23 protein-coding genes are annotated in these 24,615 nt (G+C 62.9%); 10 read left to right on the forward strand and 13 right to left on the reverse strand.

Translation table 11 applies throughout. From position 1 onward, the window contains the following. Nucleotides 1-92: 92 nt before the first annotated feature. Nucleotides 93-1,163, forward strand: a complete 1,071-nt coding sequence (locus J3P96_RS13270; RefSeq protein WP_434657816.1) for a M42 family metallopeptidase — start codon at nt 93-95, stop codon at nt 1,161-1,163. A gap of 114 nt (nt 1,164-1,277) precedes the next feature. Here J3P96_RS13270 and J3P96_RS13275 read toward each other — a convergent pair whose 3' ends face one another. Together J3P96_RS13275 and J3P96_RS13280 are read right to left on the reverse strand one after the other, a co-directional pair. Further along, the gene (locus tag J3P96_RS13275) at nt 1,278-1,757 is read right to left on the reverse strand and encodes a DUF1348 family protein (RefSeq protein ID WP_434657818.1); all 480 of its coding nucleotides are present in this window, start codon (nt 1,755-1,757) and stop codon (nt 1,278-1,280) included. A gap of 92 nt (nt 1,758-1,849) precedes the next feature. Further along, entirely contained in the window at nt 1,850-2,416 is a 567-nt protein-coding gene (locus J3P96_RS13280) for a TetR/AcrR family transcriptional regulator (RefSeq protein WP_434657821.1), read from the reverse strand. A gap of 124 nt (nt 2,417-2,540) precedes the next feature. On the opposite strand from J3P96_RS13280, the gene pssA reads away from it, so the two are divergent. The 7 genes from pssA to J3P96_RS13315 all read left to right on the forward strand — a co-directional run bounded on the left by pssA (nt 2,541) and on the right by J3P96_RS13315 (nt 10,737). Further along, a complete protein-coding gene (pssA, locus tag J3P96_RS13285; RefSeq protein ID WP_434657824.1) occupies nt 2,541-3,884 on the forward strand; it encodes a CDP-diacylglycerol--serine O-phosphatidyltransferase in 1,344 nt (447 codons plus the stop codon). An 11-nt stretch (nt 3,885-3,895) separates the two neighbouring features. Continuing rightward, on the forward strand, nt 3,896-4,912 hold the full coding sequence (locus J3P96_RS13290; protein WP_434568361.1) for an AraC family transcriptional regulator: 1,017 nt from the start codon (nt 3,896-3,898) through the stop codon (nt 4,910-4,912). Between the two features lie 259 nt (nt 4,913-5,171). Continuing rightward, complete coding sequence (locus J3P96_RS13295) at nt 5,172-6,836, forward strand: AMP-binding protein (protein ID WP_434657828.1); 1,665 nt, start codon at nt 5,172-5,174, stop codon at nt 6,834-6,836. Between the two features lie 16 nt (nt 6,837-6,852). Further along, complete coding sequence (locus tag J3P96_RS13300; protein WP_434658166.1) at nt 6,853-7,614, forward strand: SDR family NAD(P)-dependent oxidoreductase; 762 nt, start codon at nt 6,853-6,855, stop codon at nt 7,612-7,614. 11 nt (nt 7,615-7,625) lie between these two features. Beyond that, nucleotides 7,626-8,813 (forward strand): acetyl-CoA C-acyltransferase, encoded by a 1,188-nt coding sequence (locus tag J3P96_RS13305; protein WP_434657831.1) that lies wholly within the window; start codon nt 7,626-7,628, stop codon nt 8,811-8,813. A 9-nt stretch (nt 8,814-8,822) separates the two neighbouring features. Then, nucleotides 8,823-9,950: an acyl-CoA dehydrogenase gene (locus J3P96_RS13310; RefSeq protein ID WP_434657833.1), complete on the forward strand. Its 1,128-nt coding sequence runs from the start codon at nt 8,823-8,825 to the stop codon at nt 9,948-9,950. A 13-nt stretch (nt 9,951-9,963) separates the two neighbouring features. Next, nucleotides 9,964-10,737 (forward strand): enoyl-CoA hydratase, encoded by a 774-nt coding sequence (locus J3P96_RS13315; RefSeq protein ID WP_434657836.1) that lies wholly within the window; start codon nt 9,964-9,966, stop codon nt 10,735-10,737. 517 nt (nt 10,738-11,254) lie between these two features. On the opposite strand, the gene J3P96_RS13320 is transcribed toward J3P96_RS13315, so the two are convergent. From J3P96_RS13320 to J3P96_RS13350, 7 genes are all read right to left on the reverse strand, one after another. Continuing rightward, a complete protein-coding gene (locus J3P96_RS13320) occupies nt 11,255-12,406 on the reverse strand; it encodes an acyl-CoA dehydrogenase family protein (RefSeq protein WP_434657839.1) in 1,152 nt (383 codons plus the stop codon). A gap of 2 nt (nt 12,407-12,408) precedes the next feature. Continuing rightward, a complete protein-coding gene (locus tag J3P96_RS13325) occupies nt 12,409-13,515 on the reverse strand; it encodes an enoyl-CoA hydratase/isomerase family protein (RefSeq protein ID WP_434657842.1) in 1,107 nt (368 codons plus the stop codon). A gap of 134 nt (nt 13,516-13,649) precedes the next feature. Beyond that, on the reverse strand, nt 13,650-14,357 hold the full coding sequence (locus J3P96_RS13330) for an HPP family protein (RefSeq protein WP_434657845.1): 708 nt from the start codon (nt 14,355-14,357) through the stop codon (nt 13,650-13,652). A gap of 173 nt (nt 14,358-14,530) precedes the next feature. Continuing rightward, nucleotides 14,531-15,907 (reverse strand): UDP-glucose dehydrogenase family protein, encoded by a 1,377-nt coding sequence (locus J3P96_RS13335; protein WP_434657848.1) that lies wholly within the window; start codon nt 15,905-15,907, stop codon nt 14,531-14,533. A gap of 87 nt (nt 15,908-15,994) precedes the next feature. Then, nucleotides 15,995-16,936 (reverse strand): LysR family transcriptional regulator, encoded by a 942-nt coding sequence (locus tag J3P96_RS13340; protein ID WP_434600816.1) that lies wholly within the window; start codon nt 16,934-16,936, stop codon nt 15,995-15,997. Nucleotides 16,937-16,995: 59 nt separating this feature from the next. Continuing rightward, nucleotides 16,996-17,544 carry a hypothetical protein gene (locus J3P96_RS13345; protein ID WP_434657850.1) on the reverse strand — a complete coding sequence of 183 codons (549 nt, stop codon included), beginning with the start codon at nt 17,542-17,544 and terminating at the stop codon, nt 16,996-16,998. 24 nt (nt 17,545-17,568) lie between these two features. Then, nucleotides 17,569-18,372, reverse strand: a complete 804-nt coding sequence (locus J3P96_RS13350) for a putative hydro-lyase (protein WP_434657853.1) — start codon at nt 18,370-18,372, stop codon at nt 17,569-17,571. 480 nt (nt 18,373-18,852) lie between these two features. Between J3P96_RS13350 and J3P96_RS13355 the strand changes: the two genes are divergently transcribed. Beyond that, nucleotides 18,853-20,094, forward strand: coding sequence for an OprD family porin (locus J3P96_RS13355; RefSeq protein WP_434657856.1), 1,242 nt, complete (start codon nt 18,853-18,855; stop codon nt 20,092-20,094). Nucleotides 20,095-20,112: 18 nt separating this feature from the next. On the opposite strand, the gene phnE is transcribed toward J3P96_RS13355, so the two are convergent. From phnE to J3P96_RS13375, 4 genes are read right to left on the reverse strand one after another with little or no spacing between them, the layout of a single operon-like run. Further along, nucleotides 20,113-20,880: a phosphonate ABC transporter, permease protein PhnE gene (gene phnE / locus J3P96_RS13360; RefSeq protein WP_434657859.1), complete on the reverse strand. Its 768-nt coding sequence runs from the start codon at nt 20,878-20,880 to the stop codon at nt 20,113-20,115. Further along, nucleotides 20,877-21,704: a PhnE/PtxC family ABC transporter permease gene (locus J3P96_RS13365; RefSeq protein WP_434657862.1), complete on the reverse strand. Its 828-nt coding sequence runs from the start codon at nt 21,702-21,704 to the stop codon at nt 20,877-20,879. Before J3P96_RS13365 ends, phnE begins: the two co-directional genes overlap by 4 nt. Beyond that, nucleotides 21,698-22,495 carry a phosphonate ABC transporter ATP-binding protein gene (locus tag J3P96_RS13370; RefSeq protein WP_434657865.1) on the reverse strand — a complete coding sequence of 266 codons (798 nt, stop codon included), beginning with the start codon at nt 22,493-22,495 and terminating at the stop codon, nt 21,698-21,700. The genes J3P96_RS13365 and J3P96_RS13370 overlap by 7 nt, the downstream gene beginning before the upstream one ends. Then, nucleotides 22,492-23,343: a putative selenate ABC transporter substrate-binding protein gene (locus J3P96_RS13375; RefSeq protein WP_434657867.1), complete on the reverse strand. Its 852-nt coding sequence runs from the start codon at nt 23,341-23,343 to the stop codon at nt 22,492-22,494. The genes J3P96_RS13370 and J3P96_RS13375 overlap by 4 nt, the downstream gene beginning before the upstream one ends. Nucleotides 23,344-23,746: 403 nt before the next feature. Between J3P96_RS13375 and J3P96_RS13380 the strand changes: the two genes are divergently transcribed. Continuing rightward, nucleotides 23,747-24,610: a LysR substrate-binding domain-containing protein gene (locus J3P96_RS13380; protein ID WP_434657869.1), complete on the forward strand. Its 864-nt coding sequence runs from the start codon at nt 23,747-23,749 to the stop codon at nt 24,608-24,610. The last annotated feature ends 5 nt before the right edge of the window (nt 24,611-24,615 follow it).

A 24,615-nucleotide genomic window follows, 5' to 3' on the forward strand; every position in this document is an offset into this window, starting at 1 on the left:
AATTTTTCAGCACCGCGCGGGCTCAAGAAGACAAACACGTCGCGGCTCGCTCCGATAGCTGGGCCGCTCCTGGAAAAAGGAGAACCCATCGTATGCAACCCGATCCGTCCACCTTACCGCTGCTGGAAGAATTGCTGATGGCCCGTGGGCCCGGCGGGCAGGAGCATGAAGTGCGCGACATCTGCCTGCGGGAACTGCGGCCGCATTGCGACGAGACCCGGGTCGACCCGGCCGGTAATGTCATCGGCCTGATCAAGGGCACACACCCGAGCGGCGAGGCGAACCAGCCCATCCGGATCATGGCGCACCTGGACGAAATCGCCATGCTGGTCAAACGCATCGAGCCGGACGGCACATTGCGCGTGGTGGCCCTGGGCGGCGCCAATCCGATCAATTTCGGGGTGTGCCCGGTGGACATTCTCGGCGACCGGGATTTCATTCCCGGCGTACTGTCGTTCGGATCGATGCACAGCACCGGTGAAACCCATCAGGGCGCCGATGTGCTGTCGGGGAACGTCAATTGGGGCGATGTCCATGTGATCACCCGGTGCTCCGGTGAGCAGCTGCAAACGCACGGAGTGCGGCCCGGTACCCGGGTAGTGCTGAGCCAGCATTGGCGACGTCCGTTCCGGGTCGGCGATGCCATCGCGGCGCATTTCCTCGACGACCGCGCGCCGATGGTCGCGACACTGCAAGCCGCAAGGTTATTGGCTGAGCGCCGCGAAGAACTGGCAAACGACGTCTATTTCGTCTTCACCACACAAGAGGAAGAGTCCAATGCCGGAGCGCTTTATGCCGCCAGCCATCTGCCGGGGGATGCCACGGTAGCGGTTGAGGTGGGCCCGATCATTTCCGAGTACGCTACCCGACTGAGCGTCGATCCGATCATCAACACTGGCGATAAAAACGGTTGCTACAACCGCGAGATCGTCGACCAGCTGTACCAGGCCGGCAAACGTCGCGGGTTGACGCCTCAGTTCGCGCTGCTGGTGGATTTTGCCAGTGACGCCAGCGCAATCATGAGCAGCGGCGTGTCGGCCCAGGGTGGCTGCATCGCCATTCCGACTGAAAACACCCACGGTTACGAGCTGATTCTGGAAGGAAGTATCGAGGCCTGCGCGGTAACGTTGCTGGAATTCCTGCTGGATCGCGGCCACGACTGACACACCATTTGCCAATGTGGGAGCGAGCTTGCTCGCGATAGCGGTGGGTCAGCCAACGGAAATATCGACTGTGCCATCCCATCGCGAGCAAGCTCGCTCCCACAGGGGCTTGTGTTACAGGCCCAATTCGGACAGCCCCGGATGATCATTCGGACGACGACCCAGCGGCCAATGGAATTTACGCTCGCTTTCCTTGATCGGCAGGTCGTTGATGCAGGCGTAGCGATTGCACATCAAGCCGTTCTCGTCGAACTCCCAGTTTTCGTTGCCGTAGGAGCGGAACCAGTTGCCTGAGTCGTCGTGCCATTCATAGGCATAACGCACGGCGATGCGGTTGTCGGTGAACGTCCAGAGTTCCTTGATCAGCCGGTAGTCCAGCTCCTTGGCCCATTTGCGGGCCAGGAAGGCCTTGGCTTCTTCCCGGCTATGGACGAACTCGGCGCGGTTACGCCACTGGGTGTCGAGGGTGTAGGCCAGCGATACCTTCTGCGGATCGCGAGAGTTCCAGCCGTCTTCGGCCAGGCGAACTTTCTCGATCGCTGTTTCACGTGTGAACGGCGGCAGCGGCGGGCGAACTTCAGCAGAGGACGACATGGTTAAGCTCCCGATAAATGAATGATGAATTGCACTATTGTCTGTCTCAACGGCAGTCTGTCTCAACGACGGTCTTGCGATACGCGTGTTGCTTATTCGATAGCCAGCAGGGTTTTCAGAACGTGCTGTGCCTGATCGGCTGCATTGTGATCGCCCATGACCAGTGCAACGGTGATGGCCCCATCGATCAGGATAAGCAGCTTCCCCGCCAGCACTTGCGGTTGCTCGATGCCTTGATCGCTGCACAGGCGGGTTACATAGTCGAGCAGCTTCTGTTTATGCATCTTTGCCACCTGGCGGACCGGGTCCTGCGGGTCACCGGTTTCGCCGCTGGTATTGATGAAGGCGCAACCGCGAAAACCTTCGCTGTCGAACCAGCCCTTGAGCACCGGAAACAGGTTCAGCAACCGCGCGAGCGGCGTCGGCGCCTTGTCCACTTCGCTGCAGAACCAGTGCATCCAGCGTTCATCGCGGCGCTTGAGGGCGGCGACAACCAGGTCCTCCTTGTTGGCGAAGTAGCGGTAGATGCTTTTCCTCGAGACGCCGGCGGTTTTCACCAGGAGATCCATGCCGGTCGCGGCGATGCCACTTTTGTAGATCAACTTTTCGGCGACATCGAGGATGATGTCGCGTGTTTCATTGCTAGTGATTTCGTTCATGGATCGAACAGTAGAACGATCGTTCTCCTTGGTCAAATGTTTTTTCGTCGCGAAGGGGAGGCCCAAACCCGCGCGTCATGGTGTAAGCTCATCCGTTCTTCGGATTCGACCTTTTGCGAGCCCTATGCCGTCGCTTTTCAAACGCTCCCTGCTGCCCAAGCTGCGCAGCTTTCCACTCACCGCCGAGGCTGTGACCATCCTCGACGGCGCCGCCGAGTTTCGCCGTTGCCTGCTGGAGAAAATTGCCCAGGCGACCCAGCGCATCTACATCGTCGCGCTCTACTTGCAAGAGGACGAGGCTGGCCAGGAAATCCTTGACGCCTTGCATGCCGCCAAAGCCGCGCGCCCCGAGCTGGACATCGCCGTGGTGGTGGACTGGCTACGGGCCCAGCGCGGCCTGATCGGCGCCAAGAAGCAGCCGGGCAACTCGGCGTGGTACCAGCAGCAGACCCGCGTCCATGACAGCGAAGTGCCGATCTACGGCGTGCCGGTGCAGACTCGCGAGCTGTTCGGCGTGCTGCACTTGAAAGGCTTTGTGATCGATGATTGTGTGCTCTACAGCGGCGCGAGCCTGAACAACGTCTACCTGCACAAGTTCGACAAATACCGCTACGACCGATATCACCTGCTGCAGAACAGCGCGCTGGCCGATTCGATGCATCATCTGGTGCAACATGGCCTGATCGCATCCAGGGCGGTGCATCGCCTTGACCTGCCGAACCTGCCCAGCACCCGCAGCTTGCGCAAGGACATCGGCGACCTGCGCAGCCGCCTCAAATATGCAACCTATGACACCACGGCTGGCAGCCTCGACAAGGACGGCCTGTCGGTGAGCCCGCTGCTGGGCGTCGGCAAGAATAATCCGCTGAGCAAGGTGATCAGCGAGCTGATCGCCAGCAGCCGTCAGCAACTGACCATCTGCACGCCCTATTTCAACCTGCCGCTGGCCGTGACCCGGGACATCAACCGTGCCCTGGCGCGCGGGGTACGGATCGACATCATCGTCGGCGACAAGACCGCCAACGATTTTTATATACCGCCCAGCGAGCCGTTCAAGATCATTGCGGCGTTGCCCTATCTGTACGAGATCAGCCTGCGCCGCTTCGCCAAGCGGCATCAGCGCTACATCGACAGCGGCCAGTTGAACATGCGTTTGTGGCGCGACGGCGATAACACCTACCACCTCAAAGGCATGTGGGTCGACGAGCGCTACACCTTGCTCACCGGCAACAACCTCAACCCGCGGGCGTTTCGCCTGGATCTGGAAAACGCCCTGTTGCTCGACGATCCCAAAGGGGAGTTGCTGGGGCCGCGGCAGGCTGAGCTGGAGCGGATCTATCAACACACCCGGCGGATCGAACGCTACCTGGACCTGGAGACCCTGCCGGACTATCCCGCCGCGGTGAGCAAGTTCCTGAAACGGGTCAGCCGGGTGCGAATAGAGCGACTGCTTTACCGGATCCTGTGAACCGCCGCGCCATGTCGGAAAAAGACACCATCTCCATCCAGCTGGTGCGCGAGGCGCTGCTGCAAAGCTGCGCCCCTGGAGCCGCCACCGAAGAAGTCCTGAGCAAGGTCGGTATCGACCCCGCATGGCTCGACGAGCCCCAGGCGCGCGTGCCGGCCCACGCCTATGCGCGACTCTGGCGCCTGCTGGCAAGGCGGCTGGATGACGAGTTCTTCGGCATGGACCCGCGCAAGCTAAAGTCCGGCAGCCTGGCCTTCCTGTGCCAGTGCGCCATGGCCCAGCCGACGTTGGCGACCGGGTTGACGGCGGGGCTGGGTTTCCTCTCCTTGATGCTTGAACACCTGCCGGCGCAGTGGGTTCGCCAGCAAAGCCTGGCGGAAATCGTCCTGCTCGAAGACGACCAGGACCCGCGCCGGGCCTTTACCTATTTCACCTATTGGATGATCGTCCATGGCGTGGCCTGCTGGCTCGCCGGGCGGCGCATTCCAATCCTGTCCGTCGAGTTGCGTTGCCCGGCGCCGGATTTCTGCGACGACTATCGCGTGATGTTCTCGCAGAACCTGCGCTTCGACCGGCCCCGTACGCGGATGATCTTCTCCGCCGACTGCCTGGACCTGCCCATCCGCCGCAGTCCGGAGGAGCTCAAGCGCTTCCTGGCCCAGGCCCCGGCGAACATCCTGGTGAAATACCGCGACCCGCAAAGCCTCGCCAGCCGTATCCGCCATGATCTGCGCCAGCTGCCCGCCGAGCAGTGGCCGGAAACCGAGGCCCTGGCTCAACAACTCTGCGTTTCCGCATCGACCCTGCGCCGCCGCCTGGCGGATGAGGGCCAGACTTACCAGGGCCTGAAAGACAGTGTGCGCAAGGAACTGGCGATCGCCTGGCTGGCCGAGCCCTCCATCAGCTTCGTCGAAATCGCCGCGCGGCTGGGTTTTGCCGATGCCAGCTCGTTCTACAAGGCGTTTCGCAAGTGGTCCGGGTCCAATCCCGGGCACTATCGCAGCCTGATTCTCAACGAGGCTGACTGATCCGGATTTGTTGTTGACTGGGCTATTGCCATCGCGAGCAAGCTCGCTCCCACAGGGGAGTGTCGTTTACAAAACCTGTGGGAGCGAGCTTGCTCGCGATGGCGGCCTTACAAACAACCGATTCCTTCAACAAAAACCATGGCCAAACCAGTCAAGCAACTTGAAAGCTTTGACCATTGCCCCGCAGCCCCTTCGGCGCGAGTATTTCCCTGCTATTCACGGTTCCCCCACCAATAAAAAGTACAGAGGGATTCTGGTCATGCGCGATTATTCGTCCGCCACGTCGCAGTTCGATTACCTGCACACCGCCAATGCCGCTTTGCACGGTTCGCTCGAGGCGCTCAACGCCTGCGTGGAATGTTGCGACCGGCATGCCTTGCCGGGGCGCATTGCCTTGTTCTGGGAGGGGCGTGACGGCAGCGATGCGACGTGGACTTACCGTGACCTGCAGGACAACGCGGCGCGTTTCGCCAACTTCCTGCGCGCCCAAGGTGTTGGCAAGGGTGACAAGGTCGCCGGCCTGCTGCCGCGCAACGCCGAGCTGCTGATCGTGGTGCTCGCCACCTGGCGTATCGGCGCGGTTTACCAGCCCCTGTTCACCGCATTCGGACCCAAGGCCATCGAGCACCGCCTCGGCAGCTCCGGCGCGCGTGTGGTGGTCACCGACGCCAGCAACCGGCCCAAGCTCAACGAAGTGCTCGGGTGCCCCACCATCGTTACGGTCGGCGGGGCGAAGGGCCAGGGCATCGTCCGCGGCGACTACAGTTTCTGGGCCGAACTGGCCAACCATTCCGACCAGTGCGAACCGCTGATGCTGACCGGCGAAGATCCGTTCCTGCTGATGTTCACCTCCGGCACCACCGGGCCGGCCAAGGCGCTGTCGGTTCCGCTCAAGGCCATCGTCGCGTTCCAGAGCTACATGCGTGACGCCGTGGACTTGCGCCCCGAAGACGCGTTCTGGAACGTCGCTGACCCGGGCTGGGCCTATGGCATCTATTTCGGCGTGACCGGGCCTCTGGCGCTGGGGCATCCGATCACCTTCTACGATGGTCCCTTCACGTTGGAAAGCACCTGCCGGGTGATCAACAAATACGCCATCAGCAACCTGGCGGGCTCACCGACGGCCTATCGTCTGTTGATTGCTGGCGGCGAGCAGTTCGCTCGGTCGATCAACGGCAAGCTGCGCATTGTCAGCAGCGCCGGCGAGCCGCTGAACCCGGAAGTGATCCGCTGGTTTGCCGACAACCTGAACGTGGTGATCCATGACCATTACGGCCAGACCGAGCTGGGCATGGTGCTGTGCAACCACCACGGCCTCGACCACCCGGTGCATTTGGGCGCGGCCGGTTTTGCCTCGCCGGGCCACCGCATCGTGGTGCTGGATGAAAATCAACGGGAGTTGGGGGTAGGGCAGCCAGGCATTCTTGCCGTCGATCGCAGCCAGTCGCCGATGTGCTGGTTCGCCGGTTACGAAGGCGGGCCGACCAAGGCGTTCGTCGGCGATTATTACTTGAGTGGCGATACCGTCGAATCCAACCCCGACGGCAGCATCAGCTTCGTCGGCCGCAGCGATGACGTGATCACCACGTCCGGCTATCGCGTTGGCCCGTTCGACGTGGAAAGCGCGCTGATCGAGCATCCGGCCGTGGTGGAAGCCGCGGTCATCGGCAAACCCGACCCTGAGCGCACCGAGCTGGTAAAAGCTTTTGTGGTGCTCAGCGCTCAGTACCGCGCAGCGCCGGAGCTGGCCGAAGAATTGCGCCAGCATGTGCGCAAGCGCCTGGCGGCCCATGCGTACCCCCGTGAAATCGAATTTGTCAGCGACTTGCCGAAGACCCCCAGCGGCAAGTTGCAGCGCTTTATCTTGCGCAACCAGGAGATCGCCAAGGCTCAAGAGGCCTTGGCGCAGAACGTTTCAGCTTGAATCCAAGGAAACCATGATGCAGATCGACAACAAGATTTTTCTCGTCAGCGGCGGTGCTTCCGGCCTCGGCGCGGCCACCGGCGAAATGCTCGTCAAGGCCGGCGCCAAGGTGATGCTGGTCGACCTCAACGCCGATGCGGTGGCCGCCCAGGCGCAAAAGCTCGGTTGCCGGAGCGTGGTCGCCGACATCAGTAACGAAGCGGCCGCCGAAGCGGCAGTCAAGGCCACGGTGGACGCGTTCGGTGGCTTGAACGGTCTGGTCAATTGCGCCGGCATCGTGCGCGGCGAGAAGATCCTCGGCAAGAACGGCCCGCACGCACTCGAAAGCTTCAGCCAGGTGATCAACGTCAACCTGATCGGCAGCTTCAACCTGCTGCGCCTGGCTGCAGCGGCCATTGCCGAAACCGAGGCCAACGCCGACGGCGAACGCGGCGTGATCATCAATACCGCCTCGGTAGCGGCCTTCGACGGTCAGATCGGCCAAGCTGCCTACGCGGCGTCCAAGGGCGCGATTGCCAGCCTGACGCTGCCAGCCGCCCGTGAACTGGCGCGCTTCGGTATCCGCGTAATGACCATCGCTCCAGGGATCTTCGAAACCCCGATGATGGCCGGCATGACGCCGGAAGTACGTGACTCCCTGGCCGCCGGCGTGCCGTTCCCGCCGCGCCTGGGCAAACCCGCCGAGTACGCCGCGCTGGTCCGGCATATCATTGAAAACAGCATGCTCAACGGCGAGGTGATCCGTCTCGACGGTGCCTTGCGCATGGCCGCCAAATAGGAGGATTTGTCATGTCCAACGATCCGATTGTCATTGTCAGCGCCGTCCGCACCCCGATGGGCGGCTTCCAGGGCGAACTGAAAAGCCTCAGCGCGCCGCAGCTGGGTGCCGCCGCCATCAAGGCCGCCGTAGAGCGGGCCGGCGTTTCGCCACAGGCGGTTGAAGAGGTGCTGTTCGGTTGTGTGCTTGCCGCAGGGCAGGGCCAGGCGCCGGCACGCCAAGCGGCGCTGGGCGCCGGGCTCGATAAATCGACCCGCTGCACCACGCTCAACAAGATGTGCGGTTCAGGCATGGAAGCGGCAATCCTCGCCCACGACATGCTCGTCGCGGGCAGCGCCGAAGTGGTGGTGGCTGGCGGAATGGAAAGCATGTCCAACGCGCCGTACCTGCTCGATCGTGCCCGCAGCGGCTTGCGCATGGGCCATGGCAAGGTGCTCGACCATATGTTCCTCGACGGCCTCGAAGACGCCTACGACAAGGGCCGCCTGATGGGCACTTTCGCCGAAGACTGCGCCGAGACCAACGGCTATAGCCGTGAGGCCCAGGATGCCTTCGCCATCGCGTCCACCACCCGTGCCCAGCAGGCGATCAAGGACGGCAGCTTTGACGCCGAGATCGTGCCGGTGCAGGTCATGGTCGGCAAGGAACAGGTCACCATCCGTCACGACGAGCAGCCGCCCAAGGCGCGGATCGACAAGATCGCCACACTCAAGCCGGCGTTCCGCGACGGTGGTACGGTGACGGCGGCCAACGCCAGCTCGATTTCCGATGGCGCCGCCGCCCTGGTACTGATGCGCCAGAGCCAGGCGCAGCAGCGCGGTCTGAAACCGCTGGCGGTGATTCACGGCCACGCCGCGTTCGCCGACGCCCCGGGCATGTTTCCCACGGCACCGATTGGTGCGGTGAAAAAACTGATGAGCAAGACCGGCTGGTCGCTGGGCGACGTCGATCTGTTCGAAGTCAACGAAGCTTTCGCCGTGGTCGGCCTGGTGACCATGGACAAGCTGGAAATCCCCCAGGACAAGGTGAACGTCCACGGCGGCGCCTGTGCCCTGGGCCACCCGATCGGCGCATCCGGCGCGCGAATCCTCGTGACGCTGCTCTCGGCCCTGCGCCAGAAAGGCCTCAAGCGCGGCGTCGCGGCGATCTGCATCGGCGGCGGCGAAGCCACCGCCATGGCCGTCGAATGCCTGTACTGAGGAATCACAATGCTTGCGACTGAAGAACAGACCCAGATCCGCGACATGGCCCGGCAATTCGCCCAGGAGCGCCTGAAGCCGTTCGCCGCCGAATGGGACCGTGAGCACCGCTTCCCCAAGGAGGCCATCGCTGAAATGGCCGAACTGGGCTTTTTCGGCATGCTGGTGCCGGAGCAGTGGGGCGGCTGTGACACGGGTTACCTGGCCTATGCGATGACCCTGGAGGAAATCGCTGCCGGCGACGGTGCCTGCTCGACCATCATGAGCGTGCACAACTCGGTGGGCTGCGTGCCGATACTCAAATTCGGCACCGACGAGCAAAAGGCCCGGTTCCTCACGCCGCTGGCCAGTGGCGCGATGCTCGGCGCTTTCGCCCTGACCGAGCCCCAGGCTGGCTCCGACGCCAGCAGCCTGAAGACGCGGGCGCGGCTGGAGGGCGACCATTACGTGCTCAACGGTTGCAAACAGTTCATCACGTCCGGGCAGAACGCCGGGGTGGTGATCGTGTTTGCTGTCACCGACCCAAGCGCCGGCAAGCGTGGCATCAGTGCGTTCATTGTGCCCACCGATTCGCCGGGCTACAGCGTAGCGCGGGTCGAGGACAAACTCGGCCAGCATGCTTCCGATACCTGCCAGATCCTTTTCGAGGACCTGAAGGTGCCGGTGGCCAATCGCCTCGGGGAGGAGGGTGACGGCTACAGGATCGCCCTGGCGAACCTCGAAGGCGGGCGAGTCGGCATCGCGGCGCAGTCGGTGGGCATGGCCCGCGCGGCGTTCGAAGCCGCTCGCGACTATGCCCGTGAGCGCCAGAGCTTCGGCAAGCCGATCATCGAGCATCAGGCGGTGGCGTTCCGCCTGGCCGACATGGCGACCCAGATCGCCGTGGCGCGGCAGATGGTGCACTACGCCGCCGCGCTGCGCGATGCCGGCCAGCCGGCGTTGGTAGAAGCGTCCATGGCCAAGCTGTTCGCCTCGGAAATGGCCGAGAAGGTCTGCTCCACGGCCCTGCAAACCCTCGGTGGCTACGGTTACCTCAACGATTTCCCGCTGGAGCGCATCTACCGCGACGTGCGGGTCTGTCAGATCTACGAAGGCACCAGCGACATTCAGCGCATGGTCATTTCGCGCAACCTTTGAACAGGAGTCCCGCATGAGCTACGAAACGATTTTATTGGAGATCAAGGACCGTGTTGGCCTGATCACTCTCAACCGTCCCCAGGCGCTGAACGCCCTGAATGCGCAGATCGTCAGCGAGCTGAACCAGGCACTGGACCGCCTGGAGGCGGATCCGAAGATCGGCTGCATCGTCCTGACCGGCTCGAAAAAAGCCTTTGCCGCCGGCGCCGATATCAAGGAGATGGCCGAACTGACCTATCCGCAGATCTACCTGGACGATCTGTTCAGCGACAGCGACCGGGTTGCCAATCGCCGCAAGCCGATCATCGCGGCGGTGAACGGTTTTGCCTTGGGCGGCGGCTGCGAACTGGCCCTGATGTGCGACTTCATCCTGGCCGGTGACAACGCCAGGTTCGGTCAGCCGGAAATCAATCTCGGCGTGCTGCCGGGCATGGGTGGCACCCAACGCCTGACCCGTGCGGTGGGCAAGGCCAAGGCCATGGAAATGTGCCTGACCGGGCGCTTCATCGACGCGGTGGAAGCCGAGCGCTGCGGCATCGTGGCGCGCATCGTTCCAGCTGACGAGTTGCTGGACGAAGCCCTGAAAACCGCGGCCTTGATCGCCTCCAAATCGGTGCCCATCAGCATGATGGTCAAAGAGAGCGTCAACCGCGCCTTCGAAGTCAGCCTGTCCGAGGGCGTGCGTTTTGAACGCCGGGTATTCCATGCGGCGTTCGCCACGCTGGATCAGAAAGAAGGCATGGCGGCGTTCGTGGCCAAACGCGCGGCGGAGTTTCAGGACAAATAATGCGACTTTGAACCGATCCTCCGTGGCGAGGGAGCTTGCTCCCGCTCGGCTGCGCAGCAGTCGCAAAACCGGTCAATGCGATTCACCTGGAGAAATGCAGGGGCCCGCTTCGCAGGCCAGCGGGAGCAAGCTCCCTCGCCACAGGGGATGGTCTCCAGGCTGACGCTGCCCCTGAGCCCTGTGGGAGCGAGCCTGCTCGCGATGGGGCCAGTACATTCAGCATCGCCGGGACAGACATACCGAGTTCGCGAGCAAGCCCGCTCCCACACAAGCCCGCCCTCACACAAGCCCGCCCTCACAGCATTGCGATACTGAACTGATCTTCCGTGGCGAGGGAGCTTGCTCCCGCTCGGCTGCGCAGCAGTCGCAAAACCGGTCAATGCGATTCACCTGGAGAAATGCAGGGGCCCGCTTCGCAGGCCAGCGGGAGCAAGCTCCCTCGCCACAGGGGATGGTCTCCAGGCTGACGCTGCCCCTGAGCCCTGTGGGAGCGAGCCTGCTCGCGAAGCTTCTGGCATCACACCAGGTAGTGCCTGAGCTCCCGAGCAATCACCATCCGCTGAATCTCGCTCGACCCTTCGTAGATCTGGGTGATCCGCGCGTCGCGGTAATAGCGCTCCACCGGGTAATCCTCAAGATAGCCATAGCCGCCATGGATCTGAATCGCCGAGGAGCAGACTTTCTCGGCCATTTCCGAGGCGAACAGCTTGGCTTGCGACGCCTCCGACAGGCACGGCTTGCCGGCGCTGCGCAGCCGCGCGGCATGCAGGATCAGCAGGCGAGCGGCGTTCAGGCGGGTGTGCATGTCGGCCAGCAGATTGGCGATGCTCTGGTGTCCGATGATCGGTTTGTCGAACTGCACCCGATCCCGGGAATAGGCCAGGGCCGCTTCGAATGCCGCACGGGCGATGCCCAGGGCCTGGGCGGCGATGCCGATGCGCCCGCCTTCGAGGTTGGACAGGGCGATGGCCAGGCCTTTGCCCCGTGCGCCCAGCAGGTTGGCTTCGGGAATGGTGCAGTTGCTCAGCGTGACGGCACAGGTATCCGAGGCTCGAATACCCATCTTGTGTTCGGTGCGGTCAACGATGAAACCGGGCGTGTCGGTGGGCACCAGGAATGCCGAAATGCCTTTCTTGCCAAGGTCCGCATCCGTCACGGCAAACACGATCGCCAGCTTGGCGCGCTTGCCATTGCTGACGAACTGCTTCGCGCCGTTGATTACCCATTGACCATCTTTCAGTTCCGCCCGCGTACGCAGGTTGTGCGCCTCGGAGCCGGCCTGTGGTTCGGTCAGGCAGAAGCAGCCGATGGCCTGGCCGCTGGCGAGATCCGCCAGCCAGGTCTGTTTCTGCTCATCGCTGCCGAAATTGAGTACCGGCCCGCAACCTACGGAGTTGTGGATGCTCATCAGTGCTCCGGTAGCACCGTCACCTGCCGAGATTTCCTCCACCGCCAGGGCGTAGGCCACGTAGTCGACATAGGTACCGCCCCATTCCTCGGGCACCACCATGCCCAGCAGGCCCAGTTCGCCCATTTTTGCCACCAGCCCATCGTCGATCCAGCCGGCTTTTTCCCAGGCCTGGGCGTGGGGCGCGATTTCACCCCGGGCGAAATCACGGGCCATGTCGCGGATCATCACTTGTTCTTCGGTCAGCTCAAGGTCGTGCATGTTCAATTCCCGTGGTAGTCGAAGCCGTCGAAGAAACTCGCCACATGGTCGGCGTCCAGCGCCTCCAGGGTCGGTGGGTTCCAGCGCGGGTTCTTGTCTTTATCGATCAGCAGGGCACGTACGCCTTCGATCAGGTCGCCGCGCGCGAACCATTGCCGGTCCAGGTGCAGCTCCAGGGCAAAACAGTCTTCCAGGCTCAGGTGCCGGCCGCGTCGCAGCATTTCGAGGGTCACCGCCATCGCCAGGGGCGAGCGGGTTTCCAGCAGCTCGGCGGTCTTTAGCGCCCACTCGTGGCTGTTGGCGACCGTGACCTGGCGCAACTGCTCGACCATGCTCGGTACATCCGGCAGGGCGAAGAAATGATCGATGGCCGGCCGCAAGTCGGCCAGGGGCGGGGCAGGCAACTGTTGGACCGCCATTTTCGCCAGCAGGCTTTGCAGGTCCTTGAGCGGTGAATCGCGCCAGTCCAGGCGGTCGAGACGTTCATCGAGCTGGGTGATTTTCTGGCTGTCGAGATACCAGTCGGCCAGCCCGCAGTACAGCGCGTCGGCAGCGCGGATCTGCACCCCACTGACGCCCAGGTAGATACCCAGTTCACCGGGAATGCGCGGCAGGAAATAGCTGCCGCCGACATCCGGGAAATAGCCAATGCCGACCTCGGGCATGCCCAGTCGGCTACGCTCGGTCACCACCCGCAGGTCGGCGCCTTGCACCAGACCCATGCCGCCGCCCAGTACGAAGCCGTCCATCAAGGCGAGGATCGGTTTGCGGTAATGGTGGATAGTCAGGTCGAGGGCGTATTCCTCGACGAAGAAGTCTTCGTGCAGCGTGTCGCCCTGCTTGTGGCTGTCGTACAGCGAGCGGATATCGCCGCCCGCACAAAACGCCTTGTCGCCGGCTCCGCGCAAGACAACGGCGCGGATCTGCGAATCGGTGGCCCAGCTATCGAGTTGCTGCTGCAAGCTGCGCACCATGCCCAGGGTAAGGGCGTTCAGGCCGGCGGGGCGGTTCAGGGTCAGGTGGCCGATGTGGTTGCGAACGTCGACCAACACCTCGTAGGGCGCGGTTTCGATGCTGCCCGCAGCTTGGGATGAAACCTGAACTGTCATCGCTAACTCCCTGCTTTTATTGTTCTTTATAAATTTTTAAGCGCGTACCCGGTCGGGATCGTAACAGCGCAAATTTGCATTGCACAACCGGGATACGTGCAGGTCCTGTCTGCATATTTATAGCAGCCACAGGCTCAGCCGCGACCCGACAGCACCTCGGTGATGCTGCGACGCTTGGCATGCCGCTCGCTGGCGTGGATCAATTGTTCGAGATCTTCGGGGGTTACGTCGAAGAATGCTTCCATTTCCTCAAGCGCAAGTTTCAAGTCTTCGGCGGTGATCGCCTGGCGATCGATGGGGGGATGGTCGGCGGGAATCACCGCTACCGGCTCGCTGGCACGCTTGGGATAGCGCACCCGCGTGAGGTTGTTGTAGGCCAGCGCGAAGACGAGCAGGCCGGAGCCGGCCAGCATGGCGGCGCCAAGCGCCTGCCAGTCGAGGGCGATGATGGTTGCGTCCGCCAGCACCAGCGTTGCCGCCAGGGCACCGGCCGGTGGATGCAGGCAACGCAGCCAGCACATCAGCACCAGCGCCATGCCGGCCGCCAGGCATGCGCTACCCAGCGTGCGGCCGAGCACATGGGCGACCAGCAACGCCACGACCGATGCGCACAGATAACCACCGAAGATCGACCAGGGTTGGGCCAGGGCACCCGATGACACCGCAAACAACAGCACGGCCGAGGCGCCGAGCGGGCCGATCAGGTGTTGCGCCACTTCAAGACCGAATACCTGGCCACAGAGCCAGACACTGAACATTGTTCCAAGGGCCATGCCGATGGCGGCGCGGCTCCATTCGGTGGGGCGGGTATTGATAGCAGCGGGGAACCAGCGAGCAAGCATCAAGCAAACATCCAAAAAACGAACAAAAAAAGGGGCTTACGGGAGAATCCCTGAAAGCCCTTTAAGTGTTCCAACAATTGGGGGAGGAACGATGCACAGTGTGCCGCTCGCCAACCCCGCTTACAAATTCATATTAATGCTGGTTGAGTGCATTTATTTTGAAGCAATGAACGTCAGGCACTTCTGGCTCGCGGCCACGACTGCTGCGCGATGGGTAATTCGCAGGATTGCCCCCGGCCCATCGGGAAATAGCTGAAGCCCCTGTCGGCCATGCGATCCGGGTCGTAGAGGTTGCGCCCGTCAAAAATCACCGGCGCCTTGAGGCGTTGCTGGATCAACTGGAAGTCCGGCGCCTTGAACGACTGCCATTCGGTGCAGATGATCAACGCGTCGGCCCCGGCCAGCACCGATTCCGGTGTGCCCATGAGCATCAGTTTCGCTTCATTGGGATAGAGCAGCTGGGTCTGTTGCATGGCCTCCGGATCAAACGCCCGGACGCTGGCCCCGGCGGACCACAGCGCTTCCAACAGGGTGCGACTGGGCGCGTCGCGCATGTCGTCGGTGTTGGGCTTGAAGGCCAGGCCCCACAGTGCAAAGGTCTTGCCCCGCAGGTCACCCTGGTAGAAGGCCTGGATGCGTTCGAACAACTTGTGTTTCTGCCGCTGGTTGATGGTTTCCACCGCTTGCAGCAGATCGCTGGAGCAACGCGCCTGCTCGGCCGTGTGGATCAAGGCGCGCATGTCCTTGGGGAAACATGAACCGCCATAGCCGCAGCCTGGGTAGATGAAGTGATAGCCGATGCGCGAGTCGGCGCCGATACCCTGGCGCACCGACTCGATATCGGCGCCCAGGTGTTCGGCCAGTTCGGCGATCTGGTTGATGAAGCTGATCTTGGTCGCCAGCATGCCGTTGGCGGCGTATTTGGTCAGCTCAGCGCTGCGCACGTCCATGAACAGGATACGGTCGTGGTTGCGGTTGAACGGCGCATACAGGTCGCGCATGGTTTCGCGTACCTCCTCACGCTCGCAGCCGATCACGATGCGATCCGGGCGGCGGCAATCGGCGACCGCCGAGCCTTCCTTGAGAAATTCGGGGTTGGAGACAATATCGAACTGCAGCAAGCGCCCTGCCTTGAGCAGGCATCGATCGATGTGCGCCCGCAGGATGTCGCCGGTGCCCACCGGCACGGTGGACTTCTCCACGACAACAATTGGCTGTTCGCGATGGCGGGCGACCGCCTCACCAACGGCGAGGACCTGGCGCAGATCCGCCGAGCCGTCCTCCCTGGAGGGTGTTCCCACGGCAATAAACAGGACCTGCCCATGCTGCACCGCAACCTGTTCATCACAGGTAAAGCGCAAGCGCCCGGCTTCGAGCCCCTCGCGCACCAGCGTCGCCAGGCCCGGTTCGAAAATGCTCACCTGGCCCTGACGCAAGAGCTCGATCTTCTGCTCATCGATGTCCATGCACACCACGTCATGACCGACCTCGGCCAACACGACGGCTTGCACCAATCCAACGTAACCACTGCCGAACACACTGATTTTCATGGCGGACTCCCTGGACCATCCCGAGCGGGCGCCGGCAGCGGTTCGCCGCGGCGTGCTCATCCGAGAATAAGTCCGGGATGTTGCAGTTCACTGACAGTTAGACGGGGCCTCGCTTACCACCAACCGGTACGGCGCCGGCAGTTGCCCCACGTAGTCGTCCACCACCTCCCGCGTCAGGCTGACGATGTCTTCGACCCGCTCCATGCCCGCGCCGGTCCGCCAACTGGCGACGATGTCCATCACCGATGGCAGCGGCACGCCGTCCACCAGCGTCAAGCTGCCCTGGTTCAATTCGCCTACCACCAGCGCCGCCGGCATGGCGCCGATACCAAAGCCGTCGCGAACCAGGCGGGTGATCGCCGAGGCGGAGTTCACGCAATTGATCCGCGGCGAGACGATGTTGGCCGAGTGCAGCATGTTCAGGAGATCCTGGTGGGGCCGGGAGTTGCGCGAGAAGGTCACGATGCGCTCCTGGGACAGTTCGTCCAGCGATGCATAGTGGCGGTCATAGGATGAGCCGGTGCGTACCACCCAGTGCATCGGGTAACGCGTCAGGAGCGCATTGCGTACGCTGTCGAGGCGCAGGATGTCGGTCTGGAAAATGATGTCCTGGTAGCCTTTCTCCAGTTGCGTGCACAGGTTGCTCGCGGTGTCGGCCGACAGTTCGATTTCCAGCGCCGGGTAGCATTCCATCAGGCGCGTGACCAACGGGCTGAGCCAGGTATGGATCACCGTGTCCATCGCGCCGATGCGAATCCGCCCGCGTACCTGGCGCGGGTCCTTGATCACGGCTTTCATGCTGTGCATGGTGTCCATGATGCGCTCGGCGTACTCCAGCACCCGCTGGCCTTCGGAAGTCAATGACACGCCCTTGGAATCACGCACGAAAAGACGCACGCCCAACTCGTCTTCCAGGGCTGCAATCCGGCTGGAAATCGACGCCTGGGTGGTGAACAGCTTTTCCGCCGTGAGGCGAAAACTCTTCAGGCGGGCGACCCAGACGAAGGTTTCCAGAAACTTGATATTCATGGGCGGCGGCTCCTGAAACGGGCGGGGCAAGGTATTGGATTGTCCGGGAGCGGCGGTGATCAACCGGTCCTGCAATCCCTGGACGAGAGGTATTGGACCACGTCTTCAAGCGCCCTTGAATCCGGCACCTCGCCGAGGACCGCAGCGGCGTCGCACCACGGATATTCCAGACCCGACACCCAGGCCATGACTTCCGTAAGCTCGGCTGCCGGCAGGGTCTTCATGTGTTCGATGGTTATCGTGAGCCCCTCGGACAGCCCGGACTCGGAGCTGAATCGCCAGTCGTAGCGGCCACAACCGACCCTGACCTCACCGCTGTGTTTATCCGACATCGCGACCAACCATTTGCACTCGTAGGTGCGGACGTTGGCATGAGGAGGGTTGCCCAGGCAGAACGTGTAGACGTTTTCGAACGCCTGGTTGAACCGGCTTACCAGCACGTCACCGATCGCGCCACGACCTGCGACATGCTCCGGGAAGGCGATGGAGCCGGTGCGGACCACCATGTCCAGGACTGCGTCCTGGATGAAGGCCTGATCCAGCAGGTGAGGGCGGTTGCCGTCCTTGGCGCGGATGTAATGTTCGATTGATCGCTGCGGGCTGTTCATCAGATCTCCATTTCAGGTCGGGTATCACAACGCGCTGTTCAAGACGTCGGTCACCAGCATACAACCCGGCGCGTGAGTGATGCACAGCGGCGGTCGCGAAGCCTGCACCACCGATTGCGGCGTCACGCCACAGGCCCAGAACACCGGGATCTCGTCGGCTTCCACCGGCACCGCGTCGCCATAGTCCGGCGTGTCCAAAGAATGAATGCCGATCAACGACGGATCACCGATGTGGACCGGGGCGCCATGGACGCTGGGCATGCGTCCGGTGATCTGGATCGCCTGGATCGCCGCGGCGGCCTTCATCGGGCGCATGCTCACGACCATTTTGCCAGACAGGCGCGCGGTGGCGCGCGTGTCGATGTTGGTGCGAAACATGGCGACGTTGCGCCCCAGGTCGATGTGTCTCAGGCGTATACCGGCCTCCAGCAGGGGTTGCTCGAACGAGAACGAGCAGCCGAGAGCGAAGGTCACCATGTCGTCCTGCCACAGGTGTTCGATGTCCATCGGCTCTTCGCTCAACTCGCCGTGACGAAAGACCCGATAGCGCGGCACTTCGTGGCGGATATCGATGGGCGCGCCGAGGTTGCGCAGGAACGGATCCCCCGGTTCGCTCACGTCCAGGACCGGACACGCCTGACGGTTGAGCGTGCAGTAGCGCAGGAATTCGTCGGCCCAGTCACCCGGCAGGATCACGATGTTGGCTTGCACCCGGCCCTGGCCCAGGCCGCTGGTATGGCCATGGTAGCGGCCGGCCGCGATGTTCTGGCGCAAGGCCTGGGGTGAACACTGCTGCAGTTGTTCGAATGTCAGGGCGGACGGCGGCATCTGGGATCTCCATTGGTTTTTTGTTAGAGCTCCTTTGTAGAAGCCCCGGACGACGGCGTCCAACAAGGAAAACTGGTACCCCCTGACAACAAAAAGTTATCCGACGCTCGAGGCAGCGAAGTCAGACCAGCTGCGACCCGCCATGCATCAGATTTTCTTATGCCCGAGCCGGCTTTTTTCCCGTTTGACGCTGTCCGGCGCCGGTGGGAAGAATCTGCCCCGACGTCAATGTTGTTCGCTTGAACGATTGATATCCCGTGGCGAGGGAGCTTGCTCCCGCTTGAGCGCGAAGCGTTCATAAAATGGGTCTGCTGCGCAGCCCAGCGGGAGCAAGCTCCCTCGCCACGGGTTCATCGTCTCTCTTGCGAGAACGTCACGCCGCCTCCATGGGCGACGTTCAAGACACTGCCCCAAACAATAAGCGAGGCGCGCCAGCCGTCCCCGACGGGAACACTCGCGCCCATAAAAAAGGAGCACGCCATGTACCGTTTCATCGCTAATCACTTCAACCGTAAACCCGTGGGCACTTTGCTCGGCCTAGGTCTGCTGAGCGCATCGAGTGCTCACGCCGATTTCATCAGCGACAGCAAGGCCAGCCTGGAAGCCCGCAACTTTTACTTCAACCGCGATTTTCGGCAGAAGGGCGCGCGGGACAAGGCCGAGGAGTGGGCGCAAGGCTTTCTGTTGCGCATCGAGTCGGGCTACACCGCCGGGACCCTGGGGTTCGGGCTGGATACGTTGGCCATGGCCGGTTTCAAACTGGATTCGGGCGGCGGCACGGCAGGCACCAATCTGTTGCCGGCGGACTCGTCCGGGGGTTCCCAGGACCGCTACGGCGAACTTGGCCTGACCGCGAAGGCACGCTTGTCCAACAGCACCCTGAAAGTGGGCACCCTGCAAATCAAGGACCCGGTGGTCAATTCCAACGATACGCGCCTGCTCCCCGGGACCTTCAAGGGTGGGCTGTTGAGCGTGCAGGAAATCGACCGTCTGAAGCTGACTGCCGGGCAGCTTACACAGATCAACTTCGTCGACTCCACCCACTATCAGGACATGACGGCCAACCGCATTGGAGGCATCAGCGACCACTTCCAGTTCGCCGGAGCGGACTACCAGTTCCTGCCGAATCTCACGGCGCAATACCGCTACGGCAAACTGGAGGACATCTACCAGCAGAACTACCTGGGCTTGGTCCATAGCCTGGACCTGGGCGCGGGGCAATCATTGAAAAGCGACGTGCGTTATTCCCGCAGCACCGAGGACGGCAGCTTCCGCGCTATCGACAACCAGGCGTTCGGCGCGATGTTCACCTATAGCCTCGATGGGCACGCTCTGGGCCTGGGTTACCAACGCATGAGCGGCGACGACCCATTTCCCTACATTTCGCGCAGCGATCCGTATCTGGTCAACTTCGTCCAGATCGGTGATTTTGCCAATGTCGACGAGCGCTCCTGGCAGGCCCGTTACGATTACAACTTTGCCGGCCTCGGCGTGCCGGGACTGACGTTCATGACCCGCTACATCAGTGGCGACAACGTGCAACGCAGCGCGCCGGGTGAAGGCAAGGAATGGGAGCGCAACAGCGATATCGCCTATGTGATCCAGGACGGCACGTTGAAGGGGCTGGGGCTCAAATGGCGCAATGCCTCGGTGCGCTCGAACTTCGGCAATGACCTGGACGAAAATCGCCTGATCGTCAGTTACTCGATGGCGCTGTGGTGACGGCGCGCCGGGCGGCCGTCAGGCCTTGACCCAGCGCTGGCGGCTCCAACTGCTCAGGGTATCGACTATGAAGACCAGCAACAGCATGGCCAGGATCACCGTGCTGCCTTGGGCTTCCTGGAACAGGCTGAGGCTGACATAGAGCATCTGGCCCAGGCCGCCGGCGCCGACGAAGCCCAGCACACTGGCCATACGAATGTTGTTCTCCCAGCGGTAGAGGGTGTAGGCGAGCAGCTGCGGCATCAGGTTGGGCAGGGTGCCGTAGCAGAAAGCCGCGAGCGCGCTGCCACCTTGCAAACGGATCGCATCGGCGGGCTGCGACGGGGTGTTTTCCAGCGCCTCGGCGAACAGCCGGCCGAGCACGCCGATGGTGTGCAGGGTCAGTGCCAGCGTGCCGGCATTGGGGCCGAGCCCGGCGGCAAACACCATCAGCGCCGCCCACACCAGTTCCGGAACCGCGCGCAACGCGTTCAACACCAGGCGCGACGCACTTTGCAACGGCCAGCCCAGACGCCCGGCGGCCGGCAGTGCCAGTGCCAGCCCCAGCACCGCCGCGAGCAATGTGCCGATGGCGGACATGGCGATGGTTTCCAGCGCGCCGTGGCCGATCGCCTTGAGGTACGCCGGGCTCAGGTCCGGACTGAGGAAGCGTTGCGCATAAGCGGCCATCTGCTTGAGGCTCGCGCTGTCACCCAACGCGCCCAGGTCGATGCCCAGATAGCCGAACGAAGCGACGACCGCCGCACAAATGCCCAGCAGCAATAGCACGTTGAGCAGCCGATTCATGCCAGTCTCCAGCGCAGCAGGCGGCTGAGCTGATCGGCGAACATCACCAGCACCAGGAAGGTCAGCAGCAGGCTGGCCACTTCACCGCCGGCGAACATGCGCAACGACAGGTCCATCTGCTGGCCCAGGCCACCCGCGCCGACAAAACCCATCACCACTGACGCGCGGATGGCGCATTCCCAGCGATACACGGTGTACGACAGCAGCTCGGCGGCGACGTTGGGCAGGATCCCGTAGCAGAACGCCGCGAGCCGGCCGCTGCCGGCCTGCATCAATGCGTGTGCCGGGCGCTGGTCGACCGATTCGAAGATTTCCGCATAGACCTTGCCCAGCATGCCGCTGTACGTGATGGCGATCGCCAGCACCCCGGCCGTCGGACCCAGGCCGACAGCGCGCACGAAGAGCAAGGCCCAGACGATTTCCGGGACGCTGCGCAGGAAGATCAACAGGCCGCGTACTGGCCAACGCAACCATTGACCGAGATTGCCAGGCCTGCCGGAGCGGTAGGCGGCCGACAACGACAATGCGCGACTGGCCAGCAGGCTGGCGGGGACCGCCACCAGCAGCGCCAGGGCCATGCCGGCGGTGGCAATCGCCAATGTCTGCAGGGTGGCTTGCAGCAGCAGGTCGACAAACGTTTCGTCATGGGCCGGTGGCCAGAACGCCGCGACGAACCGGCCCATCTCACTCTGGCTGTCGCTGGCCAGCAGCACGCCGAGGTCGACCTCGCTGAACCGAATGCCCGGCCACAGCAGGGCCAGGGCCAACAGGGTCAGGAGCAGGCGAGGGCGGGTGGCGGGGTCCCGGGCGTCACGCTTCAGCATCGCGGAATCTGCACGCTCGTAGGGAGTGGAGGGCTCGACATGGACTCCAATTGCTCGTTGGCATAAAGCGTGTCGAGCAGTTGGCGGTCGACCGCTTCGGTCGGCAAGTCGAACAGAATCTGCCCGTCACGCAGACCGATGATCCGGGAAAAATGCGCCAGCGCCAGCTCCACCGCGTGCAGGCTGGTGACCAGGGTCACGCGGTGCTCCCGGGCATGCTGGCAGAGCACCGCAAGTGTGTGCTCGGCCAACACCGGGTCCATCGCCGATACCGGCTCGTCCGCAAGCAATACCTCGGGCGCCTGGTACAACACGCGGGCAATGCCGACACGTTGCAACTGCCCGCCGGACAACTGCTGGCATTGCGCGAACAGCTTGTCGCCCAGGTCCAGCCGGACCAACGCCGCCCGAGCCCCGGGAATGTCCAGCGGGTGCAGCAGGTTCAGCAGGCTCTTGCCCAGGCCCCACTGGCCGAGCTTGCCGGCCAGCACTGCGGTGACCACCCGTTGGCGCGGCGGCAGGGGAGGCGCCTGGTGGACCAGGCCGATGCGCGCGCGCAGACGCTGCCGCCGGCGCGCGGACAATTGCCAGACTGGCTCGCCCAGTACCTGCACCTCGCCAGCGCCCGGCCGCAGGGCGGTTGCGAGCACATTGAGCAGGCTCGACTTGCCCGCGCCGGACGGGCCGATGATGGCGACCTGCTCCCCCGCGCCAATGTGCAGATCCACGCCACGCAGCGCCTGCGCACCGTTGGTGTGGATGACGCTGGCTCGGGTCAGACGTAATGTCATTTCAGCAGTTCGGCGGCGCGTGCGGCTTCTTCGATGCCTTTGTAGTTCTCGGGCTTGGTCTCGATGAAGCGGCTGGCGGCCTGCAGGTCAAGGATTTCCTTGTCCTTCGGGTTCGCCGGATCGAGGTCCAGGAACGCCGCCTTGATCTTGGCAGCCAGTGCCGGGTCGAGCGTGCCGCGCACGGTCCAGTTGTAATCGAAGTAGGCCGGGGTAGTCGCGAACACCTTGACCTTGCTGGTGTCGACCTTGCCGGCCGCCACCAGTTTGTCCCAGACGCTGGCGTTGAGCACACCGGCATCGACCTTGCCCGCCTGGACCCAGGCCGCCGTCGCATCATGGGCGCCCGAGTAGCCGACGCGGCTGAAATAGGTTTCCGGCTTGATGCCGTCCTTGAGCATGAAATAACGCGGCATCAGGCTGCCCGAGGTGGAAGAGATCGAACCGAAGGCAAAGCTTTTGCCCTTGAGGTCGGCCAGGGATTTGACTGCAGGGTCGGCGGTGATGAATTTACTGGTGAACTGGGCATCCTGTTCGCGCTGCACCAGCGGAATGGCGTTACCCGTCTTCAGGCGGGCCTGCACGAAGGTGAAACCGCCCAGCCAGGCCAGGTCGATCCGGTCGGTGGCCAGCGCCTCGACCACGGCGGGGTAATCGCTCACCGGTACGAACTCGACTTTCATGCCGATTTTCTGCTCCAGGTACGCCCCCAGCGGCTTGAACTTGCGCAGCAGTTCGGTCGGCGCTTCATCGGGAATGGCGCTGACCTTCAAGGTATCCGCCGCCTGCGTCAGAAGGGAGCTCAGGGACAGGGTCAAACCGACGGCCAGTGCCAGGGTACGCTTGAGCATGTAAATCTCCGGTGCATGTAGGGCGTGAGTGTTCAAGCGCCAGGCACGCTTTGAGGAGCCGCGTTGGCCTGGCGCATTGTGAGGGTAGACGAACAGGTGCAATCTTGATCGTTTCTGCCGACCAGGTAAATCCTGGCCCGTTTCGATGCCGGGATGCTACAAGGTCAACGCCGCGATGCAAGCGTAATGCTGTTCAACCAAGGCAATCGACAAACCCGTGGCGAGGGAGCTTGCTCCCGTTGGGCCGAGATGCGGCCCCAAAACCTGCCAGATCGGAGTATCAGACACACCGCACCCGGCGCTTTACGACTGCTTCGCAGCCGAGCGGGAGCAAGCTCCCTCGCCACAAATAGATCATTTTTCTCAAGTAGATTGTCCCGTCACTTTTCTGGAGCGTCACAACATGCTCAGCGCCGAGCTGAAGTCTTTCCACATGGTCGCTCGCCTGGCCAGCGTCACCCAGGCGGCCAAGAAACTCGGGCTCAGCCAGCCGACGGTGACCACGCAGATCCGCAGCCTGGAAGCCCAGTACGGCGTCGAACTGTTCTATCGCGGCGGGCGCCGCCTGACACTCAGTGACCAGGGCGCGCAGCTGTTGCCGATGGTGCAGAAACTGTTGCAGCAGGAGGCCGACATCGAGTTTTTCCTGCGCAACAGCGGCCAGGTGCAAGGCACGTTGCGTATCGGCGCCACCGCGCCGTATTACGTGCTGGATATCATCAAGGCTTTTCGCGAGCAGTTTGCGCTGTGCGAAGTGACCCTGGAAATCGGCAACTCACTTCAGGTCATCGAGGCGCTGGAGGAGTATCGCGTGGACCTGGCCGCGTCCTCGCAACTGGTCGAGGATGCGCGCCTGACCCGGCTGGTGCTGGGGCACGATCCAATGGTGCTGGCGGTACATCGCGAGCACCCATTGGCCAGCCACGACCGGGTCGCGCCGAGCGACCTGGCCGGGCATTGCCTGCTGATGCGCGAAACCGGTTCCACCACCCGCGCGCTCACCACAACGCTGCTGCGCGAGGCTGGGGTGGCGACCGGGCCGCTGCTGGAGATCGGCAGTCGCGAGTCGATTCGCGAAGCGGTCCTGCGCAACATCGGCATCAGCATCATTGCCCGTCACGAAGTGCCGGAGAATCCACAGCTCAAGGTGGTTGAGCTGGAAGGCGCGCCGCTGATCGCCGAATATCTGTACTGCCTCAAGGAGCGCCGCCAGGCCCGGCTGCCGTCGGCATTCCTCGGCCTGGCACGAGAGACCAGCGCATCCTGAATTCG

It is taken from the genome of Pseudomonas sp. R3-56, assembly GCF_051132075.1.
Taxonomy (GTDB): Bacteria; Pseudomonadota; Gammaproteobacteria; order Pseudomonadales; family Pseudomonadaceae; genus Aquipseudomonas.